This is a genomic window from Allofournierella sp., from assembly GCF_017889395.1.
GTDB lineage: Bacteria > Bacillota > Clostridia > Oscillospirales > Ruminococcaceae > Allofournierella.
The window spans coordinates 1-13,011 of sequence record NZ_JAGHKE010000073.1 but is presented as its reverse complement, the minus strand read 5'-3'; the positions used below and the strand labels follow the sequence as shown (position 1 = coordinate 13,011).

12 protein-coding genes are annotated in these 13,011 nt (G+C 61.7%); all 12 read left to right on the top strand.

Annotated elements, in window-relative coordinates; all coding sequences use genetic code 11:
• Nucleotides 1-118: 118 nt before the first annotated feature.
• The 12 genes from J7G73_RS09900 (at nt 119) to J7G73_RS09845 (ending at nt 13,008) form a co-directional block, all read left to right on the top strand.
• Nucleotides 119-1,711 (top strand): NAD(P)/FAD-dependent oxidoreductase, encoded by a 1,593-nt coding sequence (locus tag J7G73_RS09900; protein WP_291246123.1) that lies wholly within the window; start codon nt 119-121, stop codon nt 1,709-1,711.
• Nucleotides 1,712-1,780: 69 nt separating this feature from the next.
• On the top strand, nt 1,781-3,085 hold the full coding sequence (locus J7G73_RS09895; RefSeq protein WP_291246122.1) for a hypothetical protein: 1,305 nt from the start codon (nt 1,781-1,783) through the stop codon (nt 3,083-3,085).
• Complete coding sequence (gene recJ, locus J7G73_RS09890) at nt 3,082-5,115, top strand: single-stranded-DNA-specific exonuclease RecJ (RefSeq protein ID WP_291246121.1); 2,034 nt, start codon at nt 3,082-3,084, stop codon at nt 5,113-5,115. The genes J7G73_RS09895 and recJ overlap by 4 nt, the downstream gene beginning before the upstream one ends.
• 3 nt (nt 5,116-5,118) lie before the next feature.
• On the top strand, nt 5,119-7,290 hold the full coding sequence (locus J7G73_RS09885; RefSeq protein WP_291246120.1) for a bifunctional (p)ppGpp synthetase/guanosine-3',5'-bis(diphosphate) 3'-pyrophosphohydrolase: 2,172 nt from the start codon (nt 5,119-5,121) through the stop codon (nt 7,288-7,290).
• A 23-nt stretch (nt 7,291-7,313) separates the two neighbouring features.
• Nucleotides 7,314-7,763 (top strand): D-aminoacyl-tRNA deacylase, encoded by a 450-nt coding sequence (gene dtd / locus J7G73_RS09880; RefSeq protein WP_291246119.1) that lies wholly within the window; start codon nt 7,314-7,316, stop codon nt 7,761-7,763.
• Between the two features lie 28 nt (nt 7,764-7,791).
• Nucleotides 7,792-8,385 (top strand): MBL fold metallo-hydrolase, encoded by a 594-nt coding sequence (locus J7G73_RS09875; protein ID WP_291246118.1) that lies wholly within the window; start codon nt 7,792-7,794, stop codon nt 8,383-8,385.
• Nucleotides 8,386-8,404: 19 nt separating this feature from the next.
• Nucleotides 8,405-9,856 (top strand): coproporphyrinogen dehydrogenase HemZ, encoded by a 1,452-nt coding sequence (gene hemZ / locus J7G73_RS09870; protein WP_291246117.1) that lies wholly within the window; start codon nt 8,405-8,407, stop codon nt 9,854-9,856.
• The gene (locus J7G73_RS09865) at nt 9,822-10,748 is read left to right on the top strand and encodes an AAA family ATPase (protein ID WP_291246116.1); all 927 of its coding nucleotides are present in this window, start codon (nt 9,822-9,824) and stop codon (nt 10,746-10,748) included. The genes hemZ and J7G73_RS09865 overlap by 35 nt, the downstream gene beginning before the upstream one ends.
• 102 nt (nt 10,749-10,850) lie before the next feature.
• The gene (locus J7G73_RS09860) at nt 10,851-11,252 is read left to right on the top strand and encodes a zinc ribbon domain-containing protein (protein ID WP_242956194.1); all 402 of its coding nucleotides are present in this window, start codon (nt 10,851-10,853) and stop codon (nt 11,250-11,252) included.
• A 308-nt stretch (nt 11,253-11,560) separates the two neighbouring features.
• The gene (gene mazG, locus J7G73_RS09855) at nt 11,561-12,364 is read left to right on the top strand and encodes a nucleoside triphosphate pyrophosphohydrolase (RefSeq protein ID WP_291246115.1); all 804 of its coding nucleotides are present in this window, start codon (nt 11,561-11,563) and stop codon (nt 12,362-12,364) included.
• Between the two features lie 39 nt (nt 12,365-12,403).
• A complete protein-coding gene (locus J7G73_RS09850) occupies nt 12,404-12,679 on the top strand; it encodes an HU family DNA-binding protein (protein ID WP_058966716.1) in 276 nt (91 codons plus the stop codon).
• Nucleotides 12,680-12,762: 83 nt separating this feature from the next.
• The gene (locus J7G73_RS09845) at nt 12,763-13,008 is read left to right on the top strand and encodes an RNA-binding S4 domain-containing protein (protein ID WP_058966714.1); all 246 of its coding nucleotides are present in this window, start codon (nt 12,763-12,765) and stop codon (nt 13,006-13,008) included.
• Nucleotides 13,009-13,011 lie beyond the last annotated feature (3 nt).

The following is a 13,011-nucleotide window of genomic DNA, read 5'->3' as shown; positions in this document are numbered from 1 at the left end:
AGGCACGGAGAACCTTTCGGCCTCCATATCGGTACCCTCTTCCAGCACCATTTTCGCAGTGGGCAGCTATTCGGTAGAGTGTTCCATCACAGTAAATTCCGGGAGCTGATCAGAAAATATGCTGTTGATTCGAGGGCTTCGGGTGGGGCTGAATGTACCCCAGCCCGAGCAGCAGGCCAAAGCCATGGCCTTGAAAACCCTGCGCCTGCCTGAAAGCCAGGTGGCCAGCGCGGGGGTGGCAAAACTTTCGGTGGATGCCCGGCACGGCAAGCCCGTGCTGGTGTATACCATCGCCATCACCTTGAAAAACGAGGGTGCGGAACCGGCCTTGGCCGGGGCCGCGCCCTGCGTTGCTATATCCAAGCAGGTGGCATTCCGGCCTGAAATCGCCAAAACGCCATTGGGCGGCCGCCCTGTGGTGTGCGGCCTCGGTCCGGCAGGCCTGTTCGCCGCGCTGGCACTGGCCCGGGCGGGGTACCGGCCTATCGTGCTGGAGCGTGGCCCGGCTCTGGAGGAGCGGGTCAAGGCGGTGGAGCACTTCTCCGCCACCGGTCAGCTGGACCCCAACGCCAACATCCAGTTTGGTGAAGGCGGCGCGGGCACCTTTTCCGACGGTAAGCTGACCACCCGCATCAACGACGAGCTGTGCGGCTTTGTGACCCAGACGCTGCTGCGCCACGGTGCACCGGCCGAGATCGCCTACCGGCAGAAGCCCCATGTGGGCACTGATCTGCTGCGGGGCGTGATCCAGTCCATCCGGGGCGAGATCCAGCAGCTGGGCGGCGAGGTGCGCTTCAACACCCGCCTCACCGGCTTGATTCGGGAAAATGGCAAGCTTTGCGGTGTGCAGACTACCGGCGGAGATATCGCCACTCCGGCGCTGATTCTGGCGGTGGGTCACTCGGCGCGGGATACCTTCGAGATGCTGCAAAATGAGGGCCTGCCCCTGGTATGCAAGCCCTTTTCGGTGGGCTTCCGGGCGGAGCATCTGCAGACCGAGATCGAAAAAAGTCTTTATCACCAGGCGGCGGGCCATCCGGCTCTGCCCCGGGGGGAATACCAGCTCAGCCAGCATGTGGGCGAGCGCTGTGTCTATACCTTCTGCATGTGTCCCGGCGGTCAGGTGGTCGCCTCGGCCAGCGAAGAGGGCGGTGCGCTCACCAACGGCATGAGCTACCACGCCCGGGCGGGCAAAAACGCCAACGCAGCGGTAGTGGTCAGCGTGGACGGCAGGGATTTTGACCAGGACCCGGCCAAGGCCATCGCCTTCCAGCGCCAGCTGGAGCGGGCGGCCTATGCAGCGGGCGGCGGCGGTTATGCAGCTCCCGCGGAAACTGTACAAAGCTTTCTGCAGGGTAAGGGGCGGCTGGACCTGAGTCGGGTAGAGCCTACCTATGACCGAGGAGTTCGTGCCTATGATCTGGGCAGTCTGCTGCCCGAGGAGCTGGCCGGAACGCTGCGTACCGGCCTTTCTGCCTTCGAGCGCAAGCTGCGGGGTTATACCGCGGCGGATGCGGTGCTCACCGGCCTGGAAACCCGTACCTCCAGCCCGGTGCGTCTGGAGCGCGGGGAGGATCTGCAGTGCACCGCGCTGCCGGGCCTCTATCCTTGCGGCGAAGGTGCAGGATATGCAGGCGGTATCGTGAGTGCCGCTGTGGATGGGCTGCGCTGTGCCCGGGCATTGATGGCCTTTGGCGGCCCACAGGAATGACATAAGCTTTGCATTTTGAGCATAGCTCAAAAAGCAGAACAGTAAAACGGAATGGATGGGGAAGAGAAGATGGCAGACAAACGACCGTATGAATACGATGCCTGGGGCCGACAGGGCCAGCAGCGCCGCAGCCAGACCGGCAGCGGCCGCACCCCCGGCAGCCAGGACCCCTACTTGGACGAGGTATGCCGCAGCATGAACGAGCTGGGCGTTGCCGTGGCCGCCGAGGTGGGCCGAGGCCTGAAGGAAGGCTGGGAGCAGGTGCAGAAAAGCCTGAACGAGGCCCAGGCCGCAGGCAAGCAGGGCCAGCAGCCTCCGCAGCCCGTGCGCCCCTCCGCCACCAGTACGCCCCGTTACAACGCACCCCGCACACAGGCTGCGGCAAGCCGAGTGGTTGCACGCATGGACCGGACAGCGGACCGGCTGGGTGAAACGCTGGCCAACGGTCTTTGCATGATGGGCGGAACCATTGCAGTGGGCTGCGCTGTGGTGCTGGGCTTGTTCAGCATACTGATCTTTGTGGCCGGATTTATGTATGGCATTCCTGAAGTTTTTGCAACAGATGTCGTGCTCAGTTTCATCTCACTGGGGCTCTGCGTTGCTGTTTCCCTGGGCGCTCGCTGGCTCTTTTTGCAGCCGGGTCGCCGTTTCCGTCGCAAGCGTTACCTGATGGGTATGGGCCAGCAGACCAATGTGCCGCTGACCCGGCTCAGTGAAGTGGTGCAGCGCCCGGTTCCCTTCGTAAAGAAGGATCTGACCCTTATGATTCGCAAGGGCTGGCTGCCCAACGCCTATCTGGATGAGGAAGAGGAACGATTTTTCCTGAATGCAGCGGAATACCGGGAGCTGCAGCGTCAACAGGAAGAGGAGCGCCGCGCCCAGGAGACCCGCCGCCAGCAGAAAAAAGCAGACCCGGCAGGGGCCGAACTGCGGGCAACTCTGGATCAGGGAGCCCAGTTCCTGAAGGTGCTGGGTGAGCATGCAGCCGCTGCTGCGGACGAACCGGACCTGCAGCAGGAGCTGGTGCGTATGCAGACCCAGGCCGGCGAGATTCTGGACTGGGTGGAGGACCACCCGAACAGCGCCGGAAAGGTGCGCCGTCTGGTGCGGTATTACATGCCCACCACCCTGAAGCTGCTGAAAACCTACGATGATGTGAAGGACCAGAAGGGCGACGTGGCAGGAAACATCAAGCTGGAGATCACCGGCATCCTGCATACGGTGAACCGTGCCTTCGAGAACCTGCGCGACGATCTGCTCAGCGACGCCGCGCTGGATGTATCCACCGAGATCAGCGCCATGCAGGCCATGCTGGCCCAGGACGGTCTTTCGGCGGACGATACTTTCTATTCAAAGGAGCAAAGCAATCAATGACCTATCGAGCCTGGCAAGTCAAGCAGCCCGATGAGCAGGCCGCCGCACGGCTGGCGAACGCCATCGGCGCGCCGCTGCTTCTGGCGCGTATCCTGGTGGCCCGGGGCATGAGCAGCCCCGAGCAGGCCATGGAATTTCTGGAGCAGGATGCTCCCTTGTCCGACCCGTTTCTGATGCGGGATATGGACAAAGCAGTCCAGCGGATCTTACAGGCGGTGGACAAAGAGCAGCCCATCGTGATCTTCGGCGATTACGATGTGGACGGCGTGACTGCCACCGCCCTTTTATATTCCCATCTGCGTGGGATGGGCGCCAATGTGCGCTGCAAGCTGCCCAGCCGCGAGGAGGATGGCTACGGCCTGACCAATGCCATCGTGGAGCAGCTGGCCGAAAAGGGCTATAAGCTCATCATCACGGTGGATAACGGCATCACCGCCGTCCAGGAGGCCCGGCGCGCCAAGGAGCTGGGCGTGGACCTGGTGATCACCGACCACCACCTGCCCGGCGAAACTCTGCCGGAGGCAGTGGCGGTGGTGGACCCTGCCCGGGCGGACGACACAAGCCCCTGCAAGACCCTTTCCGGCGCGGGTGTGGCCTTCAAGCTGTGTGCCGCGCTGGACGGCTGCGAGCCGGAGCTGCTGCTGGATTTCTGCGGTGATCTGGCGGCCATCGGTACCGTGGCGGATGTGATGGTGCTGCAGGGGGAAAACCGAACCATTGTGAAGCACGGCCTGTATGCACTGCAGAACAGCGAGCGGCCCGGCCTTCTGGCTCTGCTGGAGGCCTGTGGCCTGGGCGATAAGCCCGTGACCAGCGAGAGCATCAGCTTTGCCATCGCGCCCCGGCTGAACGCTGCCGGGCGGATGGATTCCGCGGTGAGCGCGCTGCAGCTGCTGCTGTGTGAGGACGAAGCAAGAGCCCAGCAGCTCACCGACCAGCTGGTGGCCAGCAACATTGCCCGGCAGGAAGCCGAGCAGCGCATCATGGGCGAAGCGGAGGCTCAGCTGGCGGCGGACCCTGCCCGCCAGAATGACCGGGTGATTCTGGTCTGGGGTGAGGACTACCATCCCGGCGTGATCGGCATCGTGGCCAGCCGTCTGGTGGAGCACTACGGCAAGCCGGTAATCGTGATCAGCGTGCAGGAGGGCGAGGGCAAAGGCTCCGGCCGAAGTGTGCCCGGCTTCAATTTGCACAAGGCCATCAGCGCCTGCGGCGATTTGCTGCTGCGCTTTGGCGGCCATGCGCTGGCGGCGGGTCTCTCGGTGAAGGAGGAAAATATCCCGGCGCTGCGCAAGGCGCTGAACGAGTTTGCCGCCCGGGAATACCCGGTGCTGGAAAGCCCGCCGCTGGAGCTGGATGTGACCGTCCGGCTGGACACGCTGACCGTGCAGGAGGTGGAGGGCCTGGACTACCTGGCCCCCTGCGGCAACGGAAATCCCGCGCCCCTGTTCCTTCTGGAAAATGCACTGATCGAGGGCGTTTATCCGGTGAGCGATGGGCGTCACTGCCGGCTGCGTCTGCGCCAGGGCGGCGGATGTCTGTACGCTGCCTATTTCGGCGTGAGTGTGGCCCAGCTGCCCTACCAGACCGGCGACCGGGTAGATGCCGCAATCACTCTGTCCATCTATCAAGGAAAGAACGGGCCCCAGCTGTCCGGCCGCATCCGGGAGCTGCGCCCCGCGGGCCTGCCTGCCCAGACTGCCCGGCAGGCGGCGCTTTTTGACGCCTTTTTACACGGCAGCAAACTGCCGGACCGGCAGCGACAGGAGCTGCTGCCCCAGCGCGCCCTGATCGTGACGCTCTACCGCATGATCCAGAAGGGCGAGGTGTGGGCGCAGGACCTGCAGCCGGTTTTTGCGAAACTCGGCCCGGAGAATACCGGGCGGATTCTGGCGGGTTTGACCGCCCTGACCCAGTTGGGTCTCGTGGAGATCTGCGAGACCGGCGGGGCTAAAAAGTATGCGCCGGTACCGGTGGCCCAGAAACAGGACCTGTTCTCGGCCCCGATACTCAAGGCACTGGAGGCATGATCCATGGCTGGATATGTAGTATATGACGATTTGAAGCAAATGGTCCTGGAATCGGGCCGTCCCTACGATATGGAGATGCTGGATAAAGCGTACCAGCTGGCGGAGCGGGCTCACAGCGGCCAGTTCCGCCGCTCCGGCGAGCCCTATATCTGTCACCCGCTGCATGTGGCCATGCTGCTGGTGGATCTGGGCATGGACACCGAGAGCCTGACCGCCGCCCTGATGCACGACGTGGTGGAGGACACCTCGGTCACACTGGATGAGCTGGAAAGCCAGTTCGGCGCGGATGTGGCCCACATGGTGGACGGTGTCACCAAGCTGACCAAGATCAAGTTCTCCTCGGTGGAGGAGCAGCAGGCCGAGAACCTGCGCAAGATGCTCATGGCCATGAGCCAGGATGTTCGGGTCATGATCATCAAGCTGTGCGACCGGCTGCACAACATGCGCACCGGTGATGCCTGGCCTGAGCAGAAGCGGCGGGACAAGGCCCTGGAGACCATGGAGGTCTACGCGCCCATCGCCCACCGTCTGGGCATCAGCAACATCAAGGAAGAGCTGGAAGACCGCAGCCTGCGTTATCTGGACCCGGTTGGCTACCAGAACATCAAGGACCTGCTGGCGGAAAACGGTGGCCGGGAATTCGTGACCCACATTGCCGAGGTCATCCGGGAACGGCTGGCGGAAAACGGCATGCCGGAAGCCATTATGAAAAGCAGGGTCAAGAGCGTCTACGGCATCTACCGCAAGATGTTCATGCAGAACCGGGACTTTGAGGAGATTTACGATGTGTACGCGGTGCGCATCATCCTGGATACGGTGGCCGAGTGCTACAATGCTCTGGGCGTGATCCACGACATGTACCACCCGCTGCCCAACCGGTTCAAGGACTATATCTCCACCCCCAAGCCCAACGGCTACCAGTCGCTGCACACCACCGTCATCGGCCACGAGGGCATCCCCTTTGAGGTGCAGATCCGCACCCGCGAGATGGACCAGATGGCGGAATACGGCGTGGCGGCTCACTGGAAATACAAGGCCGGCATCCAGAGCGGCGGAAGCGATCGTCTGGAGGAACGCCTGGCCTGGGTTCGCCAGCTGCTGGAAAGCCAGCGGGAGAACGAAGATGCCGGCAGCCTGCTGCAGGACATCAAGGGCGACCTGCTGCCCGAAGAGGTGTTTGCCTTCACGCCCAAGGGCGATGTGATCAATCTGCCCGCCGGGGCCACCGCCATCGACTTTGCCTACGCCATCCATTCGGCGGTGGGCAACCGGATGATCGGTGCCAAGGTGAACAGCCGCATCGTGCCCATCGACCATAAAGTGGTCACCGGCGAAATCATTGAAATTATCACCGGCCCGGCGGACAAGGGTCCCAGCCGTGACTGGCTCAAGATCGTGACCACCAGCGAGGCCCGCAACAAGATCCGGAACTGGTTCAAGAAGGAACGACGGGAGGAGAACATTCAGGAGGGCCGCGCCGCTCTGGAGCGAGAGATGCGCCGCAACCTGATCACTGTCCCGGATGACAAGTGGGATGAGTTCATGGCTGAGATCGCCCGCCGCCAGCGGCTGAACAGCGCCGATGAAATGTATGCGGCACTGGGCTACGGCGGTCTGCAGATCAGCCGTCTGATGGGCAAGATCAAGGACGAATACGGCAAGCTGAAGGCGGGCGACGAGAAAGCCAACCTGCTGGCGGACATCCCCCTGAAAAAATACAAGGGCAGCGACGGCGTTGTGGTGGAAGGCATCGACAACTGCCCGGTGAAGTTCGCCAAGTGCTGCAGTCCCCTGCCCGGCGACGAGATCGTGGGCTTCATCACCCGTGGCTTCGGCGTGTCCATCCACAAAAAGGACTGCCAGAATGCGCAGGCCAGCATGAACGACCCGGAGAACCGTGGCCGCTGGGTACGCGCCTACTGGGAGGATACCAAACAGGAGAACTACAAGGCTACTCTGGAGCTCACCGCCATGGACCGCAACGGTCTGGTGGGCGATGTGGCCATGGCCCTGGCCGACCTGCGGGTGCCGGTATACGCCATGAGTGCCCGCGCGGTGGACAACGGACGCGCTTCCATGTCGCTGACCATTGGCATCGCCAGCACCGAGCATCTGAACAGCGTGCTGGCCAAGCTGCGCCGGGTGAAGGACGTTGTCAGCGTGATGCGCGTATAATCTTAAGGACAAGGAGAAAACCAATGCGAGCTGTAATGCAGCGTGTGACCAGTGCCAGCGTAGTGGTGGACGGAGGCGCACCCCGGCCCATCGGCCCTGGTCTGGTAATTCTGCTGGGCGTGAAGGATACCGACACCCTGGCCATTGTGCCCAAGCTGGCGGAAAAATGCGCCCATCTGCGCATCTTTTCCGATGAGGCGGGCAAATTGAACAAGAGTGCAGTGGAGTTGGGCTATTCCGCCCTGGTGGTGAGCAATTTCACCCTCTACGCGGACACAAAGAAAGGCAAGCGGCCCAGCTTCATTGCTGCCGCCAAGCCCCCGCTCTCGGTGCAGGCCTATGAGCTGTTCCTGGAGAAGATGAATGAGCAGGGCCTGAAAGAGGTACAGCACGGCGAATTCGGTGCCGATATGCAGCTGAGCCTGACCAACGACGGCCCGGTGACCATTGTGATCGATACCGACGAGTGGTAAACGATTTCCCGAACAAGAAGGAGACCCCATGAACGTATACCATCTGCGGGGCCCTGCGCCCTATTACACCAACAGCTTTGTGATCGTTACCGAACAGGGCAATGCCGTGGCAGTGGACCCGGCCCCGGCGGCGGACGAGATCGACCGCCTGCTGGCGGAAAAGAACGCCAAGCTGACCCATATCTTCCTGACCCATGGCCATTTTGACCATGTCTACAGCGTGGAAGAGCTGCGCCGCCGCTGGAACTGCCCGGTCTGGCTGGACCCCGCCGACGCGAAAGGGGATGAGATGTACCCGGTGGCCAAAAGCGACGCCTGCTACGAGGACGGGGCCCCCATTCATGTGGATGAGGCGCAGTTTACTCCCTGGCACACGCCGGGGCATACTGCCGGTTCCTGGATCATCGAGTGTGCCGGCCTGCTCTTTGCGGGCGATACCCTGTTCGCCGGTGGTGTGGGCCGTACCGATCTGGAGGGCGGCAGCCCTGCCGATCAGCGGGCCAGCCTGAAAAAGATCAAGACCCTGCCTCTGGCGGACGATACCACGGTGCTGCCCGGCCACGGTGATTTCACTACCCTGGGCCAGGAAAAGGCCGAGAATCCCTATCTGATGTTTGTTTGAAGCAAGACGAGGAGCATTTATGCTGATTCATATCAAGGGCGGCGTCTCCGGCTATGAGCCGGAGAACATTGCCCGCATGTTTTTCCCCGGTGCCAGCCTGACTGCCAAGTATGTCCGCAGTGAGGATCTGGTCTTTGCCGCTGCGGGCCGCTGCCGTCTGGCGGTGGGTGTTCGGAGGGGCGGTAAGTGTCTGGTGCGTACCGCGCCCCTGCCCCGGGAGGGCGAGAGCGTGGAGTTTGCCCTGTGCAGCCTTCTGTATGAGCTGCTGGGCCAGGCCACCGGTCTGCGCATGCCCTGGGGCAAGCTCACCGGCGTACGCCCGGTGCGCATTATCCACGACAAACGGGCTGCGGGCTGGTCGGAAGAGGCCATCCGGGACCTGTTTGTGGAACGCTACGACTGCACTCCTGAGCGCTTTTCGCTGGCGCTGCAGATCGCGGACCTGCAAAAGCCCATCATCGCCGGTCGGCAGCCGCTGGACTACAGCCTGTACATCGGCATCCCGTTCTGCCCCTCCCGGTGCAGCTATTGCAGCTTTGTGTCCCGCACCATCGGCCGGGACCAGAAGCTGGTCCAGCCCTATGTGGATAAGCTGTGCGAGGAAGTGCGGGAGATGAAGCGGCAGGCCGAGCACTGCGGGCTGAACCTGAAAACCATCTACATCGGCGGCGGCACCCCCACCAGCCTTTCGGCAGACCAGCTGCGTCAGCTGATGGGCACCGTGCGGGAATGCTTCGACCTTTTCCGGCTGGAGGAGTACACCGTGGAGGCGGGCCGTCCCGACTGCACCGATGCAGAGAAGCTGGCAGTCATCAAGGAATACGGCGCAAGCCGCATCTCCATCAATCCCCAGACCTTCAACGATCAGGTGCTGGCCAACATCGGCCGCAAGCATTCCGCGGCGGACATCCTGCAGTGCTTTTCCGAGGCGCGGCAGGTCGGTCACGGCAACATCAACATGGACCTGATCGCGGGCCTTCCCGGCGACACGGTGGAAAGCTTTGCTGCCAGTCTGGATCAGGCCATCGCACTGGACCCGGAGAATATCACCGTGCACACCCTCACCCTGAAGCGGGCGTCCAATCTGGTGATCGAAAACCGGGATGAGGCCTATGCCGATGTGGCCGCCATGGTGGAGCTGGCAAACCAGCGTCTGGCGGATGCGGGCTACCGGCCGTACTATCTTTACCGGCAGAAGAATACCCTGAAGAACCTGGAAAACACCGGCTGGTGTAAACCCGGCTATGAGGGGTACTATAATATTTATATCATGGAGGAGATCCACTCCATTCTGTCCGCCGGCGCGGGCGGCAGCACCAAGCTGTGCCAGCCGGGCGGCAGCCGCATTGAGCGGATCTTCAACTACAAATACCCGGCGGAATACATCGAAGGCTTCGACGAGATCCTCCGCCGCAAAGAAGGAGTGAGTGCATTCTATGCCCGCTATCTGGATTCCGAAACGACTGGTTGAGGTCAGTCTGATCAATACCGCCGCCGAAAGTGCGGCCAGCTTTGCCCGCCACTGCGAGCACGAATATGAGGGCAGGGTGCACGCCGCCGCCAGCGAGGTGCTGGCCAGCGGCTGCTCGGTGGTCATGCTCACCGGGCCCTCTGCCTCCGGCAAAACCACCACGGCCCACAAGCTGGCTGAGGCGCTGCGGCTGCGCGGCGTGGCGTCCCAGGTGGTAAGTCTGGACAATTTTTATAAAAACCTGAACGAGTATCCCCGTTTGCCGGACGGCAGCAAGGATTACGAGAACATCACCGCGCTGGATGTGGATGAGATCCAGCGCTGTCTGAACGAACTGATCACCACCGGGCGCACCGAGCTGCCGGAATTCGACTTCCTCACCGAGAACCGGAAGCCGGAAAAGATTCCTCTGGAGCTGAAGGGCGGGGTGTGCATCGTGGAGGGCATCCACGCGCTGAATCCTCAGCTGACCGACAACCTCCCCCGGGATCAGGTATATAAGGTTTACGCGGGCCTGCGGGAGGAATACAGTTATCGGGGCCAGCGGGTGCTGCCCACACGGGATATCCGCCTGGCCCGCCGCATGGTGCGGGACTATAAGTTCCGGGGTCACAGCCTGGAAAAGACCCTGAACATGTGGGAGCGGGTGTGTGCCGGTGAAGATAAGTTCATCAAGGTGTTCAAGAAGGAGGCAGACCTGCTGATGGACACCTCCTTCAGCTATGAGATCTGTCTGCTGGCACCCTTTGTGACCCCGCTGGCGGGCGAGCTGCCGGAGGATCATCCCAATGCCGAGCGGCTGAATGCTCTGGCGGGCTGCTTTTCGCTGGTGGACCCGCTGAGCCTGGATCTGGTGCCGGGAAATTCCATGCTCCGGGAATTTTTGGGCTGAGCCGTTGCGTGCTGCAGCACCTTAGAGTATAATGAAACAACAAGCAATGCATTCCCGGCGCGCCTGACGCGCCGTACCATAAAAGAAAGAGGTGTTTGGCTAATGAATATCGATCTGGATAAGATCCTGGAAACCGGTGCACAGCTGGCCGACAGTGCAAAGAAGACTGCCACCGATCTGGCTCAGAAGGGCAAGAAGCAGGTGGACCTGATGAACGCCCAGACCCGCCTGAGCAAGGCGCAGCGCCAGCTGGGCGCACTGGTCTACAGCCTGGAAAAGAACGGCGAGAAGAACGATCTGCTGGTGAAGAAGTACGTGGACGCGATCAGCGCCATTGAAGAGGAGATCGAAACGCTGAAGAAGCAGGAGAGCCAGGGTCAGAGCACCTATACCTACACCTACACCGCACCTGCACAGGAGCCCGGCAAAAAGACCTGCCCCCAGTGCGGCGCGGAGGTTGATGAGGATGCCCTGTTTTGTTCTGGCTGCGGGGCACAGCTTTAAGATCGGCGACGCGGGCGTGGGCCAGGCGGTGGTGTTCACTCTGCCTGCCAAAAACCGTGAGACCAATTGAATTGTTGCGGGCGGCGGGCGAAAAAATGTCCGCCGCCCGCTTTTTCTGTGAAGAAACGGTGGGAGAAAACCCGCGAAAAATCTTTGTTTTCACCATAAAAAAGCGCCAAAGTGGGCAGGATTTCTATAGCATGGTATGAAAACGGCCTTCGGGGGCCAAAAATAGGGGAAAAGGGCTTGAAATGGCGCTTTATCTAGGGTAGAATATGAGGAGTCACAAAGCGAAGGGGGCGGTTTCCATGGGCTTCACACCCAAGGAGCGGTATGATGCACAGGACCTGGTGCGCATCGTGGCGCAGCTGCGTGCACCGCAGGGCGGCTGCCCCTGGGACCGGGAGCAGACCCATGCGTCCATTCGGATGAACTTCATTGAGGAGACCTATGAAGCGGTGGATGCCATCGACCAGAACGACGCACATCTGCTGTGTGAGGAGCTGGGCGATGTGATGCTCCAGGTGGCGCTGCACAGCCAGATGGAGGCCGAGAAGGGCACGTTTACCTTTGACGATGTGTGCGACGGCATCTGCAAAAAGCTGATCTACCGCCATCCCCACGTGTTTGGTGAGGAGACCGCCGCAGCCACCACCGGTCAGGCGCTGGCCAATTGGGAAGCGCTGAAAAACGCCGAGAAGGGCCGCGCCACAGCCAAGGATCGGCTGGAGAGCGTACCACGTAGTTTTCCGGCGCTGATGCGGGCAGCCAAGCTGCAGAAGCGGGCAGGGGCCTACGGCTTTGCTTATCAGCAGCCGCAGGACGCCCTGAGCGATGTGAAGGATGAGCTGGCAGAGCTGGAGCAGGCGATGCAGGGGCAGGGAAATGCCGCCGAAGAGGCGGGCGACCTGCTGTTTGCCGCTGCCGGTCTGGCCCGTGCGCTGGGCGTGGACCCGGAGCAGGTGCTCACCGGTGCGTCCGATCGGTACCAGAGCCGGATCATCCGCTGTGAGGAGCTGGCCGGGAGTGAAACACTTGCCGGTCTGAACGATGAGGAGCGCCGCGCCCTTTGGCGGCAGGCCAAGAACGAGGAGCAGTCCTCAAAGGTGTAACACCTTTGTTACTGATAAATCATTTGGAGGTATATGAACATGACGAAAGTTGAACTGATCGCCGCGGTCGCCGAGAACGCCGGCCTTTCTAAAAAAGACGCTGAGCAGGCTGTGAATGCTACTGTAGAGGCCATCACCAAGGCTCTGGCCGAGGGCGACAAGGTGTCTCTGGTCGGCTTTGGCACCTTCGAGACCCGTGAGCGTCCCGCTCGCAAGGGCCGCAACCCCCGCACCAAAGAGGAGATCACCATCCCCGCTACCACCACCCCCGCTTTCAAGGCTGGCAAGGCCCTGAAGGACGCTGTGGCGAAGTAAGCTTTTTGGAATACACTGCCCGCTTCCGGTGGCCTCACGGCCCCGGCGGCGGGATTTTTCGTATCCGAGGAAAGGAACAAGCAATGCGCATTGACAAATATCTGAAGGTCAGCCGCCTGATCAAGCGGCGTACCGTGGCCAACGAAGTGGCCGACGCAGGCCGCATTCTGGTGAACGGCAAGCCCGCCAAGGCCAGCTATGCGGTAAAGGTGGACGACGTGATCGAGATTACCTTCGGCAACAAGCCGGTGAAGGTAAAGGTGCTGTCCACTGACGCACCCATGGGCAAGGATGTGGCCCGGGAGATGTACCAGGTCATCGAGGAATAATGC

What these genes read in the sequence shown, in the direction of transcription:
- J7G73_RS09865 (WP_291246116.1), top strand. Translation starts at nt 9,822, where the DNA reads ATGCCCGCTATCTGGATTCCGAAACGACTGGTTGAGGTCAGTCTGATC.
- J7G73_RS09845 (WP_058966714.1), top strand. Translation starts at nt 12,763, where the DNA reads ATGCGCATTGACAAATATCTGAAGGTCAGCCGCCTGATCAAGCGGCGT.
- J7G73_RS09850 (WP_058966716.1), top strand. Translation starts at nt 12,404, where the DNA reads ATGACGAAAGTTGAACTGATCGCCGCGGTCGCCGAGAACGCCGGCCTT.
- recJ (WP_291246121.1), top strand. Translation starts at nt 3,082, where the DNA reads ATGACCTATCGAGCCTGGCAAGTCAAGCAGCCCGATGAGCAGGCCGCC.
- J7G73_RS09875 (WP_291246118.1), top strand. Translation starts at nt 7,792, where the DNA reads ATGAACGTATACCATCTGCGGGGCCCTGCGCCCTATTACACCAACAGC.
- J7G73_RS09885 (WP_291246120.1), top strand. Translation starts at nt 5,119, where the DNA reads ATGGCTGGATATGTAGTATATGACGATTTGAAGCAAATGGTCCTGGAA.
- hemZ (WP_291246117.1), top strand. Translation starts at nt 8,405, where the DNA reads ATGCTGATTCATATCAAGGGCGGCGTCTCCGGCTATGAGCCGGAGAAC.
- mazG (WP_291246115.1), top strand. Translation starts at nt 11,561, where the DNA reads ATGGGCTTCACACCCAAGGAGCGGTATGATGCACAGGACCTGGTGCGC.
- J7G73_RS09900 (WP_291246123.1), top strand. Translation starts at nt 119, where the DNA reads ATGCTGTTGATTCGAGGGCTTCGGGTGGGGCTGAATGTACCCCAGCCC.
- dtd (WP_291246119.1), top strand. Translation starts at nt 7,314, where the DNA reads ATGCGAGCTGTAATGCAGCGTGTGACCAGTGCCAGCGTAGTGGTGGAC.
- J7G73_RS09895 (WP_291246122.1), top strand. Translation starts at nt 1,781, where the DNA reads ATGGCAGACAAACGACCGTATGAATACGATGCCTGGGGCCGACAGGGC.
- J7G73_RS09860 (WP_242956194.1), top strand. Translation starts at nt 10,851, where the DNA reads ATGAATATCGATCTGGATAAGATCCTGGAAACCGGTGCACAGCTGGCC.